Source organism: Bacillus sp. AFS077874 (assembly GCF_002566505.1).
Lineage (GTDB): Bacteria > Bacillota > Bacilli > Bacillales > Bacillaceae_G > Gottfriedia.
On sequence record NZ_NUYF01000006.1, the window covers coordinates 4,723 to 25,801 of the forward strand.

Below are 21,079 nucleotides of genomic sequence, written 5' to 3' on the forward strand. Positions count from 1 at the left end.
GCTTGCAATCAGTCTGAAACTCAAGTTTTTGTAATTTGTCTACACACTGAGTCACCATATAAATGGTGATTTTTTTATTTAAATTAAGATTTTATCAAAGAGTGAACAAATAAAAAAAGATGCTTCCATTAGAACGGTCTAAATAAAAATTAAGATCCGCGTCTAGAAGCATCCTTAAAAAAAAATTATCTGTTTTTCAGTCCAGGTTTGTCATTATAGCCGCCTGTGAAAATTGCTGCTAAGAATGATGCTGTAACTAATAAAATTAATACTAGTCTCATCAGTATGTATCCTCCCAATTGAAAAATTCCCAACACCCTAAACCTTATTATACAAAAAAAACATAGAAATATGAAAGTAAAATTATGAGAATTGAATTTCGATAAAATATATTTTCCTACTCAAAGATATAGCATGAGTACGGACATCCTTGCATATCCTTTAATAATCTCTCTTACAGATGAGAAGAAGGAGGTACTTGTCCATGGATATTTTAAAGAAACTTGAGCAGCACCGGGACATGGAACAAAGATTGAAATGGGAAGGCACTTTTGCTGAGTATCTTGAAATGTTAAAAGAGGAGCCATTGGTTGCACAAACTGCACATTCTAGAATTTATAATATGATTAAAGACGCAGGTATTGAAGAAGTGAATGGTAAAAAAACCTACAGTTTCTTTAATAACAACCTATATGGATTAGAAGAAGCATTAGAGAGACTCGTGGAAGAATATTTCCATCCTGCTGCCAAGAGATTAGATGTAAAAAAACGTATTTTATTATTAATGGGTCCTGTAAGTGGTGGTAAATCTACACTGGTAACGATGTTAAAAAGAGGCTTAGAAAATTATTCAAGGTCTGATCAAGGAGCAATCTACGCTATTAAAGGTTGCCCAATGCATGAAGATCCATTGCATTTAATTCCTAACCATTTAAGAGATGATTTTTTCAATGAATATGGAGTTCGAATTGAAGGAAATCTTTCACCTTTAAACTTAATGAGACTTGAACAAGAGTTTGGTGGAAGAATAGAAGATGTTATGGTAGAAAGAGTATTCTTATCAGAGGATCGTCGAGTTGGTATTGGTACTTTTAGCCCGTCTGATCCAAAATCTCAAGATATTGCAGATTTAACAGGAAGTATTGATTTTTCAACAATTGCTCAATTTGGATCAGAGTCAGATCCACGTGCCTACCGGTTTGATGGTGAGTTAAATAAAGCAAACCGTGGAATGATGGAATTCCAAGAGATGTTAAAATGTGATGAAAAGTTTTTATGGCACTTATTATCCCTGACACAGGAAGGAAACTTTAAGGCAGGGCGTTTTGCATTGATTTCTGCGGATGAATTAATCATTGCTCATACGAATGAAACAGAGTACAGATCTTTTATTAATAATAAGAAGAATGAAGCACTTCATTCTCGAATAATCGTAATGCCAATTCCGTATAATTTAAGAGTTAGTGAGGAAGAGAGAATTTATCAAAAAATGATCTCTGAAAGTGATGTTTCAAATGTTCATATTGCTCCACATACTTTACGTGTAGCAGCAATGTTTACAATTCTTACTCGTTTAAAAGAACCAAAACGAGGAGATATTGATTTAGTTAAGAAGATGCGTCTATATGATGGTGAAATGGTAGAGGGCTATAACACTGTTGATTTAGAGGAGCTGAAGAAAGAATATTTAGATGAAGGTATGCATGGTATCGACCCACGATATGTCATTAACCGTATTTCATCTACAATTATTCGAAAAGAGATTCCTTCAATTAATGCTTTGGATGTATTACGCTCATTAAAAGATGGTTTAGATCAACATCCATCTATTTCTAATGAAGATCGTGAGCGTTATATGAATTTTATCTCTATCGCAAGAAAAGAATATGATGATATTGCAAAACAAGAAGTTCAAAAAGCTTTTGTATATTCATATGAAGAGTCTGCAAAAACACTTATGGATAATTATCTTGATAATGTAGAAGCATATTGCAATAAGAATAAGCTTCGTGATCCTTTAACAGGTGAAGAGATGAATCCAGATGAGAAGTTGATGCGTTCGATTGAAGAACAAATTGGTATATCTGAGAATGCAAAGAAAGCATTCCGTGAAGAAATACTAATTAGAATCTCTGCATATGCAAGGAAAGGCAAACGTTTTGATTATAATTCACATGAAAGATTAAAAGAAGCAATCCAAAAGAAACTTTTTTCGGATTTGAAGGATGTTGTGAAGATTACGACGTCCACAAAAACTCCTGACGAGCGTCAATTAAAGAAAATCAATGACGTTGTCAGCAGATTAGTTGATGAATATGGTTATAACTCAACATCAGCAAATGAATTATTACGCTACGTAGGCTCATTACTTAACCGATAAATTGTTTAAGCGGCTATCTATTAGATAGCCGTTTTCTTTTGCAATTAATAATGTTTATCCTATAATGATGATAATGATTAAAAAGAAGGATGAGGTAGTGTAGATGAAAAGAATTCAAATAGCTGAAAATCTTGAGTTTTCACAAATTATTCATGGATTATGGCGTTTATCTGAATGGAAGATGACATCAGAACAATTAGTCACTTTTATAGAAGAATGTATTGATTTAGGAATTACAACATTTGATCATGCCGATATTTACGGTGGCTATACTTGTGAAGAAATTTTTGGAAAGGCTTTAGCGCTAAAACCAGAGCTTCGTGAAAAAATCCAAATCGTTACAAAATGTGGAATAAAGTTAAAGTCATCAAAGTTTCCTGAACTTAAAATGAATCATTATGATACTAGTAAGGAGCATATCCTTATGAGTGTTAATAATTCTCTTGAAAATCTACAAACAGATTATATCGATTTACTTTTAATACATAGACCAAATCCTTTTATGAATCCAAAGGAAATCGCAGAAGCGTTTAATCAACTTCATTTGGAAGGAAAAGTACGCAACTTTGGGGTATCAAACTTTTTACCATCTCAATTTAACGCATTACAAGCATATCTAAACATGCCTTTAGTAACAAATCAAATTGAAGTTTCTCCAATGCAATTAGAGCATTTTGAAAAGGGAACAATTGATTTATTACTTGAAAAAGATATTGCTCCAATGATCTGGTCCCCATTAGCTGGCGGACAAATTTTTACTAGTCAGTCTGAAACAGCGGTACGAGTTCGAGCAATGCTTGAAGAGATTTCTAGTGAAATTGGCGCAAATTCAATCGACGAAGTAATGTACGCATGGTTATTAGCTCATCCTGCTAAAATGATGCCAATCGTAGGATCTGGTAAAATTGAACGTGTTAAAACAGCAGTTGAGTCTACAAAGTTAAGTATGTCAGCGGAACAATGGCTACGAATTTACGTAGCTGGAATGGGGCATAATTTACCTTAAATAAAAAAGTGGAAAACTTTTTACTAGTTTTCCACTTTTTTTGTTCTTTTTTAAGTATTGTTACATATAGTTAAAGGCAAAAGTTTATTGGAATTAATATATAAATATATTTATTTTTAAGGACTCGTCCTATTTTCTGAAAAAATGGGTGTAAAATTTAGAAGAAACATTGTCAATTATTGTGTCCTTCTGCATATGATAGAGTAATCCATAAAAAAGGGTAGAAAATCACCTACCGAAATAGTTTATGCAATTGTGTATTACTGTGTGACGATTTTTTTATTTTTACAAATAAATCAAAACAAGTAAGGGAGGGAAAGAAAATGAGTAATGAAAATAATGAACATGAACAAAAGCATAATTTTACCATTTCACAGGAAGACTGGACCCTCCATCGTAAAGGACACGACGACCAACAGCGCCACCAAGAAAAGGTACAAGAGGCGATTAAAAAGAATTTAGCAGATTTGATCACAGAAGAAAGCATCATTATGTCAAACGGGCGCGATGTAGTAAAAATCCCAATTCGGTCACTAGATGAGTATAAGATTAGATACAACTACGATAAAAATAAACACGTTGGTCAGGGTACTGGAGACAGTAAAGTTGGCGATGTAGTGGCAAGAGATGGTTCTCAAGGAGGCCAGCCACAAAAAGGTGCAGGTAAAGGGCAAGGCGCAGGCAAAGAATCAGGTGAAGATTATTATGAGGCAGAGGTTTCACTAATGGAATTAGAGGAAGCTCTTTTTAGTCAGTTAGAATTACCTGATCTAAAACGAAAAGAACAAGATTTAAATACAGTAGAAAACATTGAATTTAATGACATTAGAAAAACTGGGTTAATGGGTAACATTGATAAAAAACGTACGATGATGTCAGCGTTTAAACGCAATGCTATGAGTGGTACGCCATCATTCTATCCGATCTCTCCAGAAGACTTAAAGTTCCGTACATGGAATGAAATTAGAAAACCAGAATCTAAAGCCGTCGTACTCGCAATGATGGATACGAGCGGAAGTATGGGCTTATGGGAAAAGTATATGGCACGAAGCTTCTTCTTTTGGATGACTAGATTTTTAAGAACAAAATATGAATCAGTTGATATCGAGTTTATCGCACACCATACAGAAGCAAAAGTAGTTACAGAAGAAGAGTTCTTCACAAAAGGAGAAAGCGGAGGAACGATCTGTTCATCTGCTTATCGAAAAGCTTTAGAAGTGATTGAATACAAATATTCTCCTGAAAGATATAATATCTATCCATTCCACTTCTCTGATGGAGATAATTTAACATCTGATAATGCTCGCTGCGTAAAATTAGTTCAAGAATTAATGAAAGTGAGCAATATGTTCGGATACGGAGAAGTAAACCAATACAATCGACACAGTACGCTAATGTCCGCGTATAAAAACATAAATGACGAGAAATTTCGCTATTATATTCTAAAGCAAAAGTCAGATGTGTTCCATTCTATGAAGAGCTTTTTCAAGCAGGAGCATGAGAAGGCAGCAAAATAGAGAGCGGGTATGGAGAATTAAATGGCGTGCGAAATTAGTAGAAAGTGAAAAACAGAGAGACCCCATTGAGGGGTTTTCTGTTTTTTTGTCATGAATACTAAGTTTAATGAATGGCATAGAAAGGACTTTATTCAACATAATTACAGTATAGTTGAGCAATATTGTTAAAAAAATGAATGGAGTTTTCCTTTTATTGGAATAATCGGGGTACATATTAAAAGCCATGTGTGATTATAAACAGGGTTGTACTGAACAGATGAGTATTCCCAAAAGCTTCTGGTAATTTCATAAGCCCACCTTAATCTGTAAATTAATCTTGAAATTCCATCATTTCATCAATTAGAGAAGTAACACGATAAGTGTAGTTGTTAGCTTTTTCCTTTTATTAGTTAGTGATATATATCACAACACCTTGTATAATTGTGATAAATCAAACAATAAAAACATAGCTAGTATAAAATAAAAGTTATGTAAACGAAGATAGCAGTATACTGTGAAATACCCCGATGAAAAAGGGTATTTTTTTTGTGAAGACAGGAGCGAAAGAAAGGAAGATATACTCGAAAACACTTTATGTTTGTTACACTTGTGAATCCTCTATAAAATGGGAAAATGTAACCCAAGGATTAGAAGTTACCATTGAGGAGATTCGGCTTGAAGTGATGAGTAAACTGTTGAAGTATGATTATTTTTTTGTGAAAAATGAAAAAGGGTTTAGTTTGATCAATTCCTCTTTAGTACGGTATGTACGTATTGTTCATGAGAAGACCGAATCAAAGAAAGTAAATTAGATTTAATAGAAGCTTTTATTCTATAAGGGTAAATAGCGTTGATAGCTCTTCTTTATTTATGTTATCCCTCTATGAATTAACGAAGCAAAAAAGATGGATAGGATAAAGAAGAGTATTGGATGTACCATCCAGCAAATGATAAGCATTTTTACAGATAAATGACAAACAGTTACAAAGGGGAAAACAGTGTGGGGAGAATAGAGAGAAGACAGCAAAGAAAATTATCAAAGAAACTATGGAACCGTTTATCTTCCAAAGACATCCTTTTCAAAATATTATCGATAGTCGCAGCGTTAGCTGTATGCTTTTTATTTATTATGAATATCTTGATTTGGACAAGTGATGTGAGTAAATTGGAAGATCCTGCACCGCAGCCGACAATCATCTTTGATCAAAAAGGAGAAGTCGCAAGTAAAATCTCAGTTTCGAACATCGAGGGAGTCAGCATAAAGCAAATTCCAACAAAAATGATACATGCCGTTATTGCAACAGAAGATCAACGCTTTTACAAGCATAATGGTATTAACTATTTCGGGATTGCAAAGGCGCTACTTAAAAACTTAGTAAGTGGAGAAATTGTTGCAGGCGGAAGTACAATCACGCAACAGTTAGCCAAAAATGCTTTTCTAACTCAAGAGCGTACCTATACAAGAAAGTTAAAAGAATTGATTTTGACAAAAAAGATTGAACGAGTATACTCGAAAGATGAAATTATAGAGCGTTATCTGAATCAGATCTATTTCGGAGAAGGTGCTTGGGGTATTCAGCGTGCAGCTCAAGTGTATTTTGGGAAAGATGCGAATCAGTTAACATTAAGCGAGTCAGCGATGTTAGCGGGAATCATTAAGGCTCCTTCTAACCTGTCGCCTTTTAAGAATTTCGATAAAGCAATTAATCGTAGAAATACTGTGCTGTCATTAATGGAAAATGAAGGCTATATTAGTCAAAGTGAAGCTCAGAAGGCTAAGGCACAAACAATTGTATTAGCAGATAAGAAAAATAAAGATTACCAAGGTAAATATCCATATTATGTAGATTATATTATTGATGAGGCGATCAATAAATATCATCTGACACCAAACGAGGTTCTTTCGGGAGGACTCCATATTTATACCGAATTGAATCCTGCCATTCAAAATGCTGTTGAAGATGTGTATAAAAATAACAATATGTTTCCTAAAAGTCAGTCTGATCAAACCATTCAAAGCGGAGCCATTCTAATTAACCCTTCAACAGGAGGTATTACTGCTCTTGTTGGCGGACGTGGTGAGCATACTTTCAGGCAATATAACCGTGCCACTCAATTAAAACGTCAGCCTGGGTCTACAATGAAACCATTGGCAACTTATACTCCAGCGTTGGAACAAGGATATGATATTTTTGATACTTTAGAAGATCATCCTATTAATATCAATGGCTATCAACCTCAAAACTCTGACAATCAATTTCATGGAGAAGTTACGATGTATGACGCACTTATCCACTCTTATAATGTACCTGCTGTTTGGTTATTACAAAAAATAGGATTAGGTAATGGGATAAATGCAGTAAAGCGTTTTGGTATTCCATTAGATAAAAAAGATCAGACTCTTGGTCTAGCTCTTGGAGGTATGAATGAAGGAACATCCCCTTTAAAAATGGCTCAAGCATTTTCCGCCTTTCCAAATAACGGCATTATGGTAGAAGCACATGCGATTCAAAAAATTGAGAATGCAGATGGAGAGACGATTGGGAAATGGAATAAAAAACAAACTCGGGTGACCGAGGCATCCATCGCTCAAAAAATTACATTTATGCTCAAGGGTGTTGTCAAAGAGGGAACAGGAGTTAAAGCACAAATAGCAGGCAGAGATATTGCAGGTAAAACAGGAACTACTCAGCTGCCTTTTTCCACTGAAAACGGAGCAAAAGACCATTGGTTTGTAGGATATACTCCAAACATCGTTGGGGCAGTATGGTTAGGCTATGATAAAACAGATAAAAGTCATTATTTGACATCATCAAGTAGTCAAACCGCGACTGTAATATTTAAAGAAATTATATTGAAATCTGGAAAGGAAATTCCGCCCAATAAGTTCGATCTACCACTACTTGGAAAGAATTATAAAAAACAATTAGAAAAGAAAAAGAAACAAGAGGAAATGTATAGAGAAGAAGAGAAAGAGCAAGATGATGGTTGGAAAGAAGACAAGCATGAAAAGAAGGAGCATAAAAATAAAGGAAAAGGACATGGAAATGGAAAAGAAAAAGGTAAAAAATGGAAGGGCTAAAGAAGCGATCCGACATAAATAAAAGTAGAGTTTAGTAAATCTATATAAAATTCGTAGAAAGTGAGAAACAGAGAGACCCCATTGAGGGTTTTTCTGTTTTTTTATCATAAATACACAAAGTTTAATCAATGGGATAGATAGGATTCTTATTCAACAAAATGGCAGTTTAGTGAAATAAGTAATCTGTAAATGATGTGATATTTTTCACAAAAAATAACCCAATTGACGTGTGTTTCGAAGCAAAAGATAATTTAATAAACAATATAATGTGGAGGATTTAAACTATGGAGTTAGTAGTATCAATTTGTATGATTCTGATCGTTTTTTATTTAAGTCAAATCTTAAAAGAGTTGAGAAGAAAATAAATATTATTGAACTAACGCATAGTGCATTAGTGAACAACAAGATGGGCTGATTAGTCGATTTTTTTATTCAACATAATGGCAGATTAGTTTAAGTGAAAAAATTCACAAATAAGTTCGTGTTTTTATAATTGAATAATATGTTTTATAAGTAATAGGACAATTTTAGGTCCTATTTTTAAAAGTTTTTATTAATATGCTCATGACACTGTTTTCCAGTTAATTCTAATACTTCAATAAAAGTATTATTGACGAAAATCTTGATCAAAAGCCTGTTTGGCAGCCCATTGCTAATTTTTATTTAATATTGTTTGACAGTTTAGTTATATACGAGTTATTCGTTAGTGCGTAGTGAAGGGAAAATTATTATAAATAAAAAATTAACATATTATTTGATTAAGGAGATGGGTTATAAGAATAATTTACCTTGTTGATTTAGGTTACTTTGTTACTGTTAGTTGGTTGTTCAAATAAGTAAAATGTTACAAGTTTTATATGGCAAAGAGAGGATAGATGGACAAGGTTAAATGCCTGTATTCATTTATCCTTTCTTATACAACAAATGACCTCATTTACTACAACAACTATGTTGCTTGTTGTTCAATTAACGCCATCTATTAGTAGAAGTATATTGGCGCTCAATTGCATGCTATCTTCTAAATTACTACATTTTAACATACGGATTCACTATCCCAAAAATGAAATGCCACTCAACTTTATCCTATTAATTTCCTCATAACTCCCTCACTAGAAAGCTCCGTTATTAGCACCATCAAGCTTTCGAGCGATGGTGCTTTTTCTTGGTTGAACCAATAGCTGAGGATACCAATCATAGCTGATAAAGCATATTCCAGTGTGTAGTCTAGTTCAAAGCTATCTTTCGCTCCTTTTGAAACTAGAATTTCTTTTATTATCGGCTTCATGCTGCCTTTGACTTTGCCTTGAAATGCTGGATCTCCGTGATCTCCAAGTAGTACCACAAGGTATTTGCTGTGGTGTGAATACATGCTAACAAGTGCTTCAAACGGGAATGGATCACCTGGAGAAGATAGTTGCTGCATAGGCAACTCTTGTAGCCTGGAAATCAATGTGTTTTCCATTTGCTCCAGGACATCATAAACATCTGTAAAGTACTCATAAAATGTAGATCGATTATATCCAGCTCTCGTTGTAATTTCCTTTATTGTTATTTTCTCTATTCGCTTAGTGCAATAAAGTTCCCAGAAGGCATCTATTATATTTTGTTTTGTTGTGAGGTATTTGGCTTTCTAGGTCCTAACGGTGCGGGAAAAACAACGACAATTCGCCACGTTGTCGGATAAATAAAGAAGGAATGGCGTGGTGAAATTAAATGTCTTGCCATGATAAAGCATGGTAGGTTAATTTCAGTTATGAATGAACAGGATTTTAAGCAATTTGATAAGACAACATTTAAAATAAAGTTTCAAAAACTATATGATTTTCAATCTATTCAAGAAGAAGGGTTTATTATTAGCGAGATTCAAAAGGACAGTTTGCAGGTCATGGTGGAAATAGAAGACAATCAAATTAACGAACTAATACGTTCTCTTTCTAAAAGAGATGTAACATCGTTTCATGAAATGAAGAACTCTCTAGAAGAGTATTTTATGAATTTTTATAAAGGAAAGAAGCATGACCATGTTTAAAAAGTCTTTATTTATTCACTTAGTTAAATCAAATATAAAAATATTTTCTATCATTGCAGGAGTATTATCCCTGTTAATCGGGATTGTGATGAGTGTATTCACTCCGGAAACCATGCATGAAATTGCACAAGCTAGCATAGATGCTCCTGTTAATCCTTTAGGTGATATAACAACCTTAATTGCTTTTATAGCAAATCAATATTTTGGGAATTTCGCCCTCATCTTTGCCATGATTTATTCTGTTACTATTGGAAATAAGCTAATAGCCGATCAAGTAGATAAAGGTAGCATGGCCTTTCATCTGTCATCTCCTATCACAAGAACTCAATACACTTTTACAAGCATCATATTTTCTATTTTTACACTTGTGGTAATGTTTGGGCTAATATTTGTTGTAGGATACGGTGTGTCAGAGTTAGTCCAGCCTGGTGAGTTACCATTAGAGAAATTCTTCATTCTAACATTAGGGTCTTTGATATTGAATTTAGCAATTCACAGTATTATTTTTTTTGCATCTTGTTTTTTCAACCGTTCAAGCCATTCCCTTGCCCTTGGTGCAGGATTAACGGTGTTTTTCTTTGCTACGAATATGCTTTCTGGTATGAATGACAGTCTGGAAATCCTTAAAAATGTTACTATTATCACTCTCTACGATTCCAATGCAATCATTCAAAGTGGAAGCTACGGTGCTCAATTAATCATACTTGTTGGGTTAGCACTTGTCCTATATTTAATTGGGATACTCGTCTTTAAACGAAAAGATCTACCATTGTAAATATCCTTTTAACCTTTGAAAAATATAGGGATTAAGAATTGGTTTGGCACTTAGGTGTCGAGCTAACTCGAAAACTTAAAACGCACAAAAAACTATGCCTTATCATACACCTAACAAATTAGCTTTTTGTCCTGCTGCAAAACTAGTACTTGTAAATAATTATAGAATACAGATAAAGACAGTCTATTTTATGTTTGCAAAAGAACTACTCCAGATAAATGCAAAAAGAAAAAATACAGTGAAACAAACAACTAATTTAGTTAATTGGTTAAGAATCCAAAAGTGGGATAAATTTAAACCTTTCATACTATCTAGAATTATATAAACTAGCCAAATGGTGAATCGCTGGACAATAGAATAAAATGAATAGAGCAAATGAAAAACAGAAAAGCCCCTTATAGGGTTTTTCTGTTTTTTATCATAAAGATTTTTACATTTGGCATCATATTTGTTCAGTTGTGAATGTGGATTTTGCTTCTTTTTCTGGCATTGTTAAGAAAATAACTGCGATGACGATACATATTCCACCTAGTAATTGGTATACTCCGAAAGATTCCTTTAGCCAAGTAATAGAAACAATAGTTGCTACAAGTGGTTCAATACTAGATAAAATACTAGTCTCTGTTGCTGATAAATATTTTAGGCTACCGATGTAGAGAAGAAAAGAAAGTGTACCTATTAAAATAATTAAAATCAGCATAGAGAATGTTGACATCGTAAAGGTTTGTGAAAATTGTTTCCATTCAAATGAATGATTGTAAATAAATAATACAATACCTCCAATTAGCATACCCCAGCCGATAATAAGAGTCGTCCCCCATTGTTGAATAAGGGAAGTAGGATGAAGTGTATAGAAGGTAAAACCAATAGCTGTTAACAGTCCGAATAAAATAGTTTCCTTAGACATGACAATATTATGGGCTGATCCGTTTGTAATAATAAAGTATGTGCCGATCAGTGCAGAGAAAATTGCTAGCACCTGCATAGTAGAAGGCAGTTTTTTATGCTGTATTGCAACATATATAGTAATGAGAACTGGCCCTAAAAATTGGAATAGAGTAGCGGTCACAGCGTTGCTAATATGCACAGTTTCGATAAAAGCATATTGTGCGCCAAGCATTCCTAGAATAGAGAAAATGATAAGTTGTAATAGATAAACTGGTTGTTGCCAAATACGAAATATATTTTGTTTTTTTGTAAGTAAGAAACATAAAATAAAGACTCCAGCAAGTAAGAGGCGAATTACTAAGTAGTCGATAGATGACATTGTCGTACGTTGAAAAAACCACTGAATTAATGGACCGGATAATCCCCATAAAGTAGCTCCTGTAAGAATCATAAATAGTCCAAGACGTCTGCTGTTTTGCATGATCATGATGCTCCTTTCAAAAATTGATTTTATTTGATTTACATGATAAAAAGAATTATATATAACCTCTGGTACTATAAGAAGTATCAATAATTCATTTTTCGAGGGGGTCAGATTTCATGTTAGAGATAACACCGAATTTGAATATTGAGTCAAAAATACCGTTATATGTACAGTTATATGGGTATATAAAAGAAGAAATAAGAAGTGGAAAAATCCCTCCTATGGCGAAGCTTCCAGCAAAAAGAAAGTTAGCAATGTATTTAGAAGTGAGTAAAAATACAGTTGAATCGGCATATGAACAACTTCTGGCAGAAGGGTATATTGAATCCGTTTCACGTAAGGGGTATTTTGTATGTGAAATTGAGCAAATGATGCTTACAGAGAAAAAAAGAGAATTCGTTAAGGAAGTATTATACGAAGAACAGATATATAAATATGATTTTACACAAACGGGTGTAGATCCAAAGACATTTCCATTCGCTGTCTATCGGAAAATTTCAAATGAAGTATGGCAACAAGAAAATAAGGAACTTCTATTCCTTGGTCATCCACAAGGTGAATCCAACTTGCGTGAAGAGATTGCGAAATATTTATATGAATCAAGAGGTGTTAGATGTTCATCGAGTCAAATTGTCATAGGAGCCGGAACCCAATTTTTAATAAGAATCTTGTTTCAATTACTAAAGGGAAAGCATTTTGCAGTTGAAAATCCAGGGTATCATCGGAAGTTGGTTGTTTTTGAGAAGGGAGAAGAAAATGTTCAAATGATCCCACTTGATGAGGATGGGATTTGTATTGCAGCGTTAGAAGCTAGCAATGCGAAAGTTATTTTCGTTACCCCGTCTCACCAATTTCCTTGTGGAATGATTATGCCAATTAAAAGAAGAGCACAACTATTACAATGGGCACAAGAGGAGTACGGACGTTATATTATTGAAGATGATTATGACAGTGAATTTCGTTATTCTGGAAAACCAATTCCAGCATTGCAGGGGCTTGATACAGAGGGAAACGTAATTTACATGGGTACATTTTCTAAAGCTTTACTCCCATCATTACGTATGAGTTACATGGTGTTGCCAAAACAGCTAATTAAATTGTATCAATCACAATATTTATTCTACACACAAAGTGTTTCGAGAATCGATCAAGAAATCATTAGAAGATTTTTAAACGAAGGACATTGGGAAAAACATATTCATAAAATGCGAGTTGTATATAGAAAAAAGAGAGATGTACTTGTTTCGACTATAGAAAGGTACTTTTCTAATAAAGTGGAAGTGATAGGAGAAGATTCTGGCTTACATATTTTATTAAAGGTTCACAATGGAATGTTAGAAGAAGAGTTAATAAAAAGAGCGGCAGAAAATAGTATTAAAGTATATCCAGTCTCAATGTATTATAGCGAAGGGAATACGCCAAAAAATAAAGTTTTACTTGGATTTGCTATTTTATCAGAGGCTGAGATTGAAGAGGCTATTCGATTGCTATACAATTCATGGTTCAAAATATTGAAATAAAAAATGGTCAATAGGGAAAACGGACATTAAATGAACATTTATCTAATACTTCAGATTTTTTGTTTTTGTAAAATAATTTATTCTATTTTGTGTTATAATTTTAGAGTGAGAATTTAATCTATGCATCTTAGAATTTCTAAAAGGAGCAATATTTTTAAAATGAAATGGTTAATTGTATTTGGACCAGTAATAGAATTAGCATTATATGCGATAGTTTCTAAGTTTTGGGTAAGTGATTTTAAAGAAATAAAACCAATAATTGTTTTACAAATAGTACTTTACACTTTTCTTATTACACCATTATTACTTTGGGGATATATGTTAAAGCACTAATAAATATAAGTATGCATACTAACGATAATTAGAGAAGTATGCTTTTTTTATCTTTATTTTTCTTGGCCTATTGGAATGTTATAGAACTAATCATATAAACAGAAAAGCCCTTATAGGGTTTTTCTGTTTTTTTATCAAGAATCATTCCTTCCAAAATTGTTCTAGTAAAATAACAATCATAGTACCTACGAGTAATCCATTACTTAGAACATATTTGAAGGTAGATGGTATTCCGCTAAATGCACTTTCTGGAAGAAACATTATTCCTAAACTAATTAATAATGAAATTCCTACTATCGTTAATCGCCGTTGATTTAATTCTTCACGTAAAATCGATTGAAATGAAATGCCGATCATTTGGACAAATGTTGCTAAAAGTGCGGCATTTGCAATAGGACCTGGTAGCAAGGATATCAAGCTGACAAAAGAGGGAATAAAAGAAATCCCAGCTAATATGAGATTTGCTATAAGGAATGGCTTTACTTTTTTTTGACCTGTTAATTGAATAAATCCTGCTGATGCAGGTAATGGTACAACGCCAATTGTAGAGAACAACGACGTGAAAACATGTGATATACCTCCGACCCATATACCGCGGTTCAATGTTTGTCTTTCATTTTCGTTAGATAACGGAGCCACTTGTTTTACAGCCGAAATAGCGGCAATTGTATTTGCAACTAAAAGGAATGTAAATAAAGTGACAGTTAGAGTAATTCCAATATCTAACTTAGGCATACCCCAAGCAAATACTTCAGGAAACTTAACTAAAGATGTATGAGAAGGAAGATGGGACGATTTTCCAAATATAGCATACAAAAGCCAACCAATTGAAATTCCAAGTAACACAGCGTAACTTTTCATCCATCCTTTTCCTTTAATTGATAAAAAAGTAATAAAGGCAAAAACAAAGAGTGCAATAGTAGCTAATGTATAATTAGGTTGAGTTACAGTTCCTTGTAATCCCATCATGCCTTTTAGTAATACACCACTAAGCTGAAGAGCTAAGATTAAAAGAAATGTTCCGGTAACCAAAGGGGTAAATAAACGTAGAATTCGGTGCACAAGTCCTGTTATCCCAAGAATGAAAAGTAATAGACCTGCGAAAATCAATCCACCTTCTAAAAGTTGTAGTACATCTTTTGCACTTTGTCCTTGATGCATAGCTACTTGACCTAATATGACAAATATACTTACCCATGAACCGGCTGGACCATCCGCAATGGGATAACGATGCCCTAACCATGCTTGTAAAAATGAACTCACTCCCACAACTAAAAAAGTACGCTGCATTAAAGTTGAGATGTCTTCAATTGATAAATGGAATATGCCACCAATTATGATTGGCAATGCAATTGCATTGGCTAATAGAAACACAAACCACTGTAGGATACTAAAGCTAGTATCAAAATATTTATTATTCATATTAATCTCCCTTGCTGAAAAAAGAACCTTATAGAAAAAATCCATCTTTTCTATAGTGGTAGATTAAAAAGGTGGATCTCTAAGGTTTATATAGTGTAAGTTTATTTTAATTTAATAGATAAATATTTTTAATAAATTACCACTTACGATATGGTAAGAATTTACCATTAAGTGTTAGGATTACACGGTCACCATTTGGATCTTCTTTTTTCTTTACACCTAGTTCGAAATCAATTGCACTCATGATGCCTTCACCAATTTTTTCTTGAATTAATTCTTTAATAGTTGGTCCGTACACTAATAACATTTCATATAAACGATATAAGATTGGGTCAGTAGGCGGCATTTGCATTGCAGCACCTCTATGTGGAATGAGTGTTAATGCTTGAACTACTTCTTCATCTAACTCTAATAGTTCAGCCATTTTTTCTGCTTCTGGACGAGTCATTGTAGCTTGTCCTAATAATGCTGTTACAACCCAAGTCTCAGAGTTCTCACTTACTTTTGAAATTTCTTCCCATGTTAAACCTTTTGCAATTTTTGCTTCCATAATTTTTTGCGTAGCTTCATTTCTATTCATATCGATTAACTTCCTTTCATTTAGTAATACTATTTAATTTTGAACGTCATTTAGTGATTTATATCCATCTACTAATAAATCTAATTTACCTGTGTGAGGATCAATAGCTAAACCATGGACAGGAATGTCTTTTGGTATAAATGGATGATTTCTTACTAAATCAATATTAGCTTGTATTGAATCGCTGACATGATCAAATCCAAATAACCACTTTTCAAGATCAATTCCAGCATATTCGATCGCTGAGAAAATTTCTGGTGAAGATACTCCACGGTCCAATATTTTTTGAAGTGTTCCTTTTGGATTACTTTGGCTCATTCCACATGCATGGTGTCCAATAATATAAATTTCTTCTGCATTTAATTCATATACAGCAGTTACAACACTTCGCATGATACTACCGAAGGCATCTGTAATCGTACCACCCGCATTTTTGATGATTTTTGCATCACCATTGTGTAAATCTAAAGCTTTTGGAAGTAGCTCAATTAAACGAGCATCCATGCAAGTGACAACAACCATTCGTTTTTGGGGTATTTTTGTTGCTTCATAAGGTAGGTATTCCTTGTCTTGTACAAATTGTTCATTGTACGCTAAAATTTCTTGTAATAGCATATTGTTTGTAACCACCTTTAAATTTAAATGTATATCTATGTTGCATCCTCTAGGTATTTAGTAATGTGATGTAAGAGGATAAACTAAGTATAGTGAATTGTATCGATAAGCAGAATAAGTTGACGAAACACTATCTGACTTTCTACTTTCATGATGAAAGGATTGATTTATATCATTGATCAAACAGATTTTGAGATACTAAAATTATTAGGAGAACACTCAAGAATTCAATGGAAAGAACTTGGTCAAAAAATACATATGACAGGGCAGGCCGTAGGAAATCGCATTCGAAGACTAGAGGATTTAGGGATTATTGAACAATATACAATTGCGATAAACCGAATCAAATTAGGACAAATCGTCACTGCATTTGTTACTGTGTTCGTAAAAACGGCTAATCATCAAGCGTTTAAGAGTTTCTTTCAAGAAGAAGAAGCAGTTTCTGAGGTACATCGTACAAGTGGTGAAGGATGCTATTTATTAAAAACGCATTTTTCTTCGAATGAAGAATTGGATACATTTCTAGAAAGACTATTAGAGTACGGGAATTATCGTGTTAACTTATCAATAGGAAAGCTAAAATAAAGCTAATTTTTATTTGTTAACTATCAAAAGTTATGAACGGGACCATAGATCGAAATGAAGTATGAATTGAACCAAGCAAAACCAAAAAAAGCCCGATATAGGGCTTTTCTGGTTTTGTAATGTAATAAATGAATGCTAAACTTTACTTGTTTTAGCATTCATAAAATAATACCACTTGTATACATAGTTACTTTTGTATTGACCTCAAAGGGCACTTTTGAATAGTCCTTTTCCCAATTTATCTTCTTCCATGTATCCGGATGATAAGCCATTATATATCTACCAATCCCTAATGCATCACAATTTGTTTCTTGAAGAATGCTAATTACTTCTTTTAGCTCCTTTTCGATATTTTTAGCAATTTTGTTTTCTACTTCTCTTTTCTTGATATTACTAGCTAGATCTGCGCCAGTATACTCAGTTAAATCAATCTTTAATTTTAAATCAATTTTTACTTTTGGTCCGTTTCCGTTTTTGATTTGTAGGTTTCTTTTTATACTTTTAACTTTAAAAGAAACAATCCCATTATTTTTCCCCAAAGGTACCGTCAAACTCATCGTATTACTTTTTTTGTCTTTCAGTAATAACAATAATTTTGACTGTTTATTATTTAGTACTTTCCCAGTAAATCGATTGTTTTCTAAAAGTGCCACACCTTTAATTTTAATTGTTTCATCGTCTATTTTTTCTAAATAAGGTAGGACTAAATCAGTACCTGGATCATCCATTTTTTTGTAAACAGTTTCTTGGGTCTCTTTTGGAATAACAGAAATTTTTTCAGCGGCCTCAAGCATTTCTGAAAGTGATTCACTAATAAAAATATCTTTATATGTTTTCATTTCAATGATGCTAGAAGACTGTCCTTTTACAATTGCAACTCTTGAAGTTAGCGTGCTTCGTATAAATCGGAAATAATTATCAAAATAAGGATACAAATTATTTTTTGCAAGATCTTCGCCTAAAAGCATAACTAGTAGTTTGTTAGATGAAAAATTTCCAGGTATTTGATAATCAATATTGTTACGTATATCTCTTATCGATATGCCCTCTTCACTGACCTGATAATTGATATTTTCAGTTTGGTCACCTTTCGAAATGCTAGTTCTTATGCTTACTGTTCCTTTAACCTTGTCTTTTGGAAGTTGGTCAAATCCGACGCCAAGTACTAGTGCAGAGTCTTTTAATGAGTGCTGGTCCCAGCATCCTGTTAATAAAAAGATTAGTAAAAAAGGAATAGAATAATATTTTTTCATGACAAATTAACTTCCTTACTTTTAATCTTAAATAGAAGGGAGATGAATAATACAAACGTCGGAATTGCAAGTATAAAAATAAAACTTGAAAAAGATAAAATTTTAAGTAAAGTTTCAAAAAATCCTTTTGCAGTAGGTATTAAATTGCCAATTAAAAAGATTACTATACAAATTGTAAGTACGGATGAAGTATGATTTTGATTTTTTCCTAATAAGTTTGAAATACCAACATTAGCTAAGTTTAAATATGACACATAAGAAGAGGCAATTATGATAAACCATACTGATAGAAATAGTAAATCTAGTCGCTCTAGTTCTTTGAAAAAGGATAATGTTTTAAACAAATAGATTGTTGGTTCTGGGATTGACTTCATCTCCTTATCACTAAAAAATGCAAAACATAAAATCACAGTGAAAAGATTAATAATCGTAATAAACAATATAGAAAAAATGGTACTTTTTATTTTTTTACTATGAGGTTCTTTTACAAATGGGTAGAGCACTAAAAGGCATTCAAAGCCATGTAAGAAATAATAAGATAGATAACTACCTTTTAAAATATGAGAAAAATTAACATGAGCAATAGGTAATAAATATTTAAAATCCACCTGTTGAAATGCTTCTATACTAAAAAAGAAAATGACTAAAAACGCCCAAAAAGATAACTGGAAAAATCGGGCCTGTGTTCGGATGGTTTCTTTCCCTAAGTAAACTCCAATGATCAATAGGAGGAGGAGGATACCCCAAGTTGGTGAGTTTGGAAAAACCCATTTACTAAAAACAAATAGATAAGATTGATTAATTAAATAGGCTGTAAATAAAAAATACAAAATATAACAAGCCTTTACTATTCCGCCAATCCACTTACCAAAAAAAAATGTACAAATTTCAAATATAGTTAAATTTGGAAATCGCTTAAGTAAAAATGAGTATAGAAATACAGTACTAATTGAAAATAAACAAGAAAATAAGATAGAAATCCATCCATCATGAGCACTTTCCTTATATAAATAGCTTGGTAGTGTAAATATTCCAACATTCATTTGTACGATAACCAAATAAAAAAATAATTGAAAGGATGAAATGGTCTCGTTTTTCTTAATTTTCATTTTTTCCATCCCTTCATTCCTTTAGATTGAATAGTATCAATAGGCTGTGCATTCGTCGGTCTTGTTTTCATTTTCCAGCTTGGCACTCTAATTAATGCGTCTTTTAGATCTTTAACTCGAATCGGTGCAAGCGGTGAAAAGTATGGAGTACCAAACGACTCGAGCTTTACAATATGAATAAAAATAAGCATTAAACCGAATACAATACCTACAAATCCATAGACTGAGGCCAAAATAATCATTGGAAAACTTAATAGTCGAAGTGAAAAGCTCATTTCATGTGTAGGAATAACAAATGAAGCAACTGCTGTAATTGCAAGAACTACAGTCATTGTATTTGATACTAAATTTGCTTCAACAATTGCAGTACCAATAACGAGGCCACCTACAATACCAATAGTTTGTGCAATCGGACTAGGTAGACGAATTGCCGCTTCCCTTAATAATTCCAAGAACAACTGCATAATTAATGCTTCAACAAATGGAGAAAATGGTACGTATTCAATGCTGTTTTGAATGGTGGATACTAGTTCATATGGGAGAATTTCATAGCTAAATGAAACGATTGCTATATAAACTGCAGGTAAAGTAATGCAGAGAAAAAAACAAAATAGTCTAATGAGTCTTAGAAAAGTACCAATTAAAACTCGACCATTATAGTCATCGGGAGTTTGGAAAAACGTAAAAAAAGAAGCTGGCATAATTGAAACTGTTGGACTTCCTTCAACTATTACGCAAATTTTCCCGTCAAATAAATTTGAAATAACTCGGTCAGGACGCTCCGTTTCTAGAATTTGTGGGAATGGTGAAAGTGAACTATCCTCAATAAATTCTTCTAGCTTACCAGTTGTTAAGTTATTTTCAAGTTGAATAGAGTTAATCCGGACTTTAACAATTTCTAGAATATCTTTATTTACGATATTATCTAAATATAAAATTCCAACATTGGTACTAGGATCTCCAATCGGTAAAACTTCTATTTTTAAATCAGTGCTTCTAATTCTACTTCTTAGAAAATTAATATTTTTATTAAGGCTCTCAACAAAACCGTCATGAGAACCTGAAATAACTTTTTCATTTGTAGGCTCACTTGTCGATCTCACTTCGAATAAAACAGTATCTATGATAAAGGCTTCATTTGAACCATCAACTAGCAATACCGTATTTCCATTCGTAAGAGCCCCTTGTATTTCGTTCAAACAATTAGTTGTTGAAATAGTTGAAACAGGTAGATCAGTCATGATATTTCCATGTTTTATATTTAAAAGTACTTTAATAATTTTTTCATTAATAATATCTTTATTTGAAATGGTATCAATAAAAGCAATACATAGTGGTCTATCATTGAAAGTTATCTTTCTTGTTTTAAAATCAAAAACATTCGAAAACTCTTCTTTTATTTTTTCTAAATTAGTATTAATGTCTTTAGAAATTGTAATTGTTTGTTTCGTTTTCAATAATATTCCACCTCCTATCGTGTATTGTTTGTAAAATAGAAAAACATATTCATTGGTCAGAATAA

The 21,079-nt window shown here is 32.9% G+C and carries 17 protein-coding genes and 1 pseudogene; 10 read left to right on the plus strand and 8 right to left on the minus strand.

Going from position 1 to position 21,079, the window contains the following annotated elements; all coding sequences use genetic code 11:
• Positions 1–484 precede the first annotated feature (484 nt).
• The 4 genes from COJ46_RS04985 to COJ46_RS05005 all read left to right on the plus strand — a co-directional run bounded on the left by COJ46_RS04985 (position 485) and on the right by COJ46_RS05005 (position 7,964).
• Positions 485–2,380 carry a PrkA family serine protein kinase gene (locus COJ46_RS04985; protein ID WP_097976853.1) on the plus strand — a complete coding sequence of 632 codons (1,896 nt, stop codon included), beginning with the start codon at positions 485–487 and terminating at the stop codon, positions 2,378–2,380.
• Between the two features lie 103 nt (positions 2,381–2,483).
• Positions 2,484–3,386 carry an aldo/keto reductase gene (locus COJ46_RS04990; RefSeq protein ID WP_097976851.1) on the plus strand — a complete coding sequence of 301 codons (903 nt, stop codon included), beginning with the start codon at positions 2,484–2,486 and terminating at the stop codon, positions 3,384–3,386.
• Between the two features lie 323 nt (positions 3,387–3,709).
• A complete protein-coding gene (gene yhbH / locus COJ46_RS04995) occupies positions 3,710–4,903 on the plus strand; it encodes a sporulation protein YhbH (RefSeq protein WP_097976849.1) in 1,194 nt (397 codons plus the stop codon).
• A 979-nt stretch (positions 4,904–5,882) separates the two neighbouring features.
• Complete coding sequence (locus COJ46_RS05005; RefSeq protein ID WP_097976845.1) at positions 5,883–7,964, plus strand: transglycosylase domain-containing protein; 2,082 nt, start codon at positions 5,883–5,885, stop codon at positions 7,962–7,964.
• 1,078 nt (positions 7,965–9,042) lie between these two features.
• Here COJ46_RS05005 and COJ46_RS05010 read toward each other — a convergent pair.
• A complete protein-coding gene (locus tag COJ46_RS05010) occupies positions 9,043–9,426 on the minus strand; it encodes a TetR-like C-terminal domain-containing protein (protein WP_286133575.1) in 384 nt (127 codons plus the stop codon).
• Between the two features lie 150 nt (positions 9,427–9,576).
• Between COJ46_RS05010 and COJ46_RS25335 the strand changes: the two are divergent.
• The 3 genes and pseudogenes from COJ46_RS25335 to COJ46_RS05020 form a co-directional block, all read left to right on the plus strand.
• Positions 9,577–9,645: pseudogene (locus tag COJ46_RS25335) on the plus strand (hypothetical protein); the annotation flags it as partial.
• 72 nt (positions 9,646–9,717) lie between these two features.
• Entirely contained in the window at positions 9,718–9,993 is a 276-nt protein-coding gene (locus COJ46_RS05015) for a DUF4162 domain-containing protein (RefSeq protein ID WP_176522557.1), read from the plus strand.
• On the plus strand, positions 9,986–10,768 hold the full coding sequence (locus tag COJ46_RS05020) for an ABC transporter permease subunit (protein WP_176522556.1): 783 nt from the start codon (positions 9,986–9,988) through the stop codon (positions 10,766–10,768). Before COJ46_RS05015 ends, COJ46_RS05020 begins: the two co-directional genes overlap by 8 nt.
• 442 nt (positions 10,769–11,210) lie before the next feature.
• On the opposite strand, the gene COJ46_RS05025 is transcribed toward COJ46_RS05020, so the two are convergent.
• Positions 11,211–12,137 carry a DMT family transporter gene (locus tag COJ46_RS05025; RefSeq protein ID WP_097976838.1) on the minus strand — a complete coding sequence of 309 codons (927 nt, stop codon included), beginning with the start codon at positions 12,135–12,137 and terminating at the stop codon, positions 11,211–11,213.
• A 119-nt stretch (positions 12,138–12,256) separates the two neighbouring features.
• Between COJ46_RS05025 and pdxR the strand changes: the two genes are divergently transcribed.
• Both pdxR and COJ46_RS24385 read left to right on the plus strand, forming a co-directional pair.
• Complete coding sequence (gene pdxR / locus COJ46_RS05030; protein WP_097976836.1) at positions 12,257–13,660, plus strand: MocR-like pyridoxine biosynthesis transcription factor PdxR; 1,404 nt, start codon at positions 12,257–12,259, stop codon at positions 13,658–13,660.
• Positions 13,661–13,819: 159 nt separating this feature from the next.
• Positions 13,820–13,993 carry a hypothetical protein gene (locus tag COJ46_RS24385; protein ID WP_176522555.1) on the plus strand — a complete coding sequence of 58 codons (174 nt, stop codon included), beginning with the start codon at positions 13,820–13,822 and terminating at the stop codon, positions 13,991–13,993.
• 141 nt (positions 13,994–14,134) lie between these two features.
• Here COJ46_RS24385 and COJ46_RS05035 read toward each other — a convergent pair whose 3' ends face one another.
• From COJ46_RS05035 to COJ46_RS05045, 3 genes are all read right to left on the minus strand, one after another.
• The gene (locus COJ46_RS05035; RefSeq protein WP_097976834.1) at positions 14,135–15,415 is read right to left on the minus strand and encodes a purine/pyrimidine permease; all 1,281 of its coding nucleotides are present in this window, start codon (positions 15,413–15,415) and stop codon (positions 14,135–14,137) included.
• A 136-nt stretch (positions 15,416–15,551) separates the two neighbouring features.
• Positions 15,552–15,995 carry a cyanase gene (cynS, locus tag COJ46_RS05040; protein WP_097976832.1) on the minus strand — a complete coding sequence of 148 codons (444 nt, stop codon included), beginning with the start codon at positions 15,993–15,995 and terminating at the stop codon, positions 15,552–15,554.
• A gap of 33 nt (positions 15,996–16,028) precedes the next feature.
• Positions 16,029–16,610 (minus strand): beta-class carbonic anhydrase, encoded by a 582-nt coding sequence (locus COJ46_RS05045; protein ID WP_097976830.1) that lies wholly within the window; start codon positions 16,608–16,610, stop codon positions 16,029–16,031.
• Positions 16,611–16,763: 153 nt separating this feature from the next.
• Here COJ46_RS05045 and COJ46_RS05050 point away from each other — a divergent pair, with 153 nt between their 5' ends.
• Positions 16,764–17,195 (plus strand): Lrp/AsnC family transcriptional regulator, encoded by a 432-nt coding sequence (locus tag COJ46_RS05050; RefSeq protein WP_097976883.1) that lies wholly within the window; start codon positions 16,764–16,766, stop codon positions 17,193–17,195.
• 158 nt (positions 17,196–17,353) lie between these two features.
• Here the strand turns inward: COJ46_RS05050 and COJ46_RS05055 are convergent, their stop codons facing one another.
• Genes COJ46_RS05055 through COJ46_RS05065 form a run of 3 tightly spaced genes read right to left on the minus strand, consistent with a single transcriptional unit; the run spans position 17,354 to position 21,014 of the window.
• Complete coding sequence (locus tag COJ46_RS05055; protein WP_097976828.1) at positions 17,354–18,448, minus strand: Ger(x)C family spore germination protein; 1,095 nt, start codon at positions 18,446–18,448, stop codon at positions 17,354–17,356.
• Positions 18,445–19,557 (minus strand): GerAB/ArcD/ProY family transporter, encoded by a 1,113-nt coding sequence (locus tag COJ46_RS05060; RefSeq protein WP_176522554.1) that lies wholly within the window; start codon positions 19,555–19,557, stop codon positions 18,445–18,447. The genes COJ46_RS05055 and COJ46_RS05060 overlap by 4 nt, the downstream gene beginning before the upstream one ends.
• Entirely contained in the window at positions 19,554–21,014 is a 1,461-nt protein-coding gene (locus COJ46_RS05065) for a spore germination protein (protein WP_176522553.1), read from the minus strand. Before COJ46_RS05065 ends, COJ46_RS05060 begins: the two co-directional genes overlap by 4 nt.
• Positions 21,015–21,079: the final 65 nt, after the last annotated feature.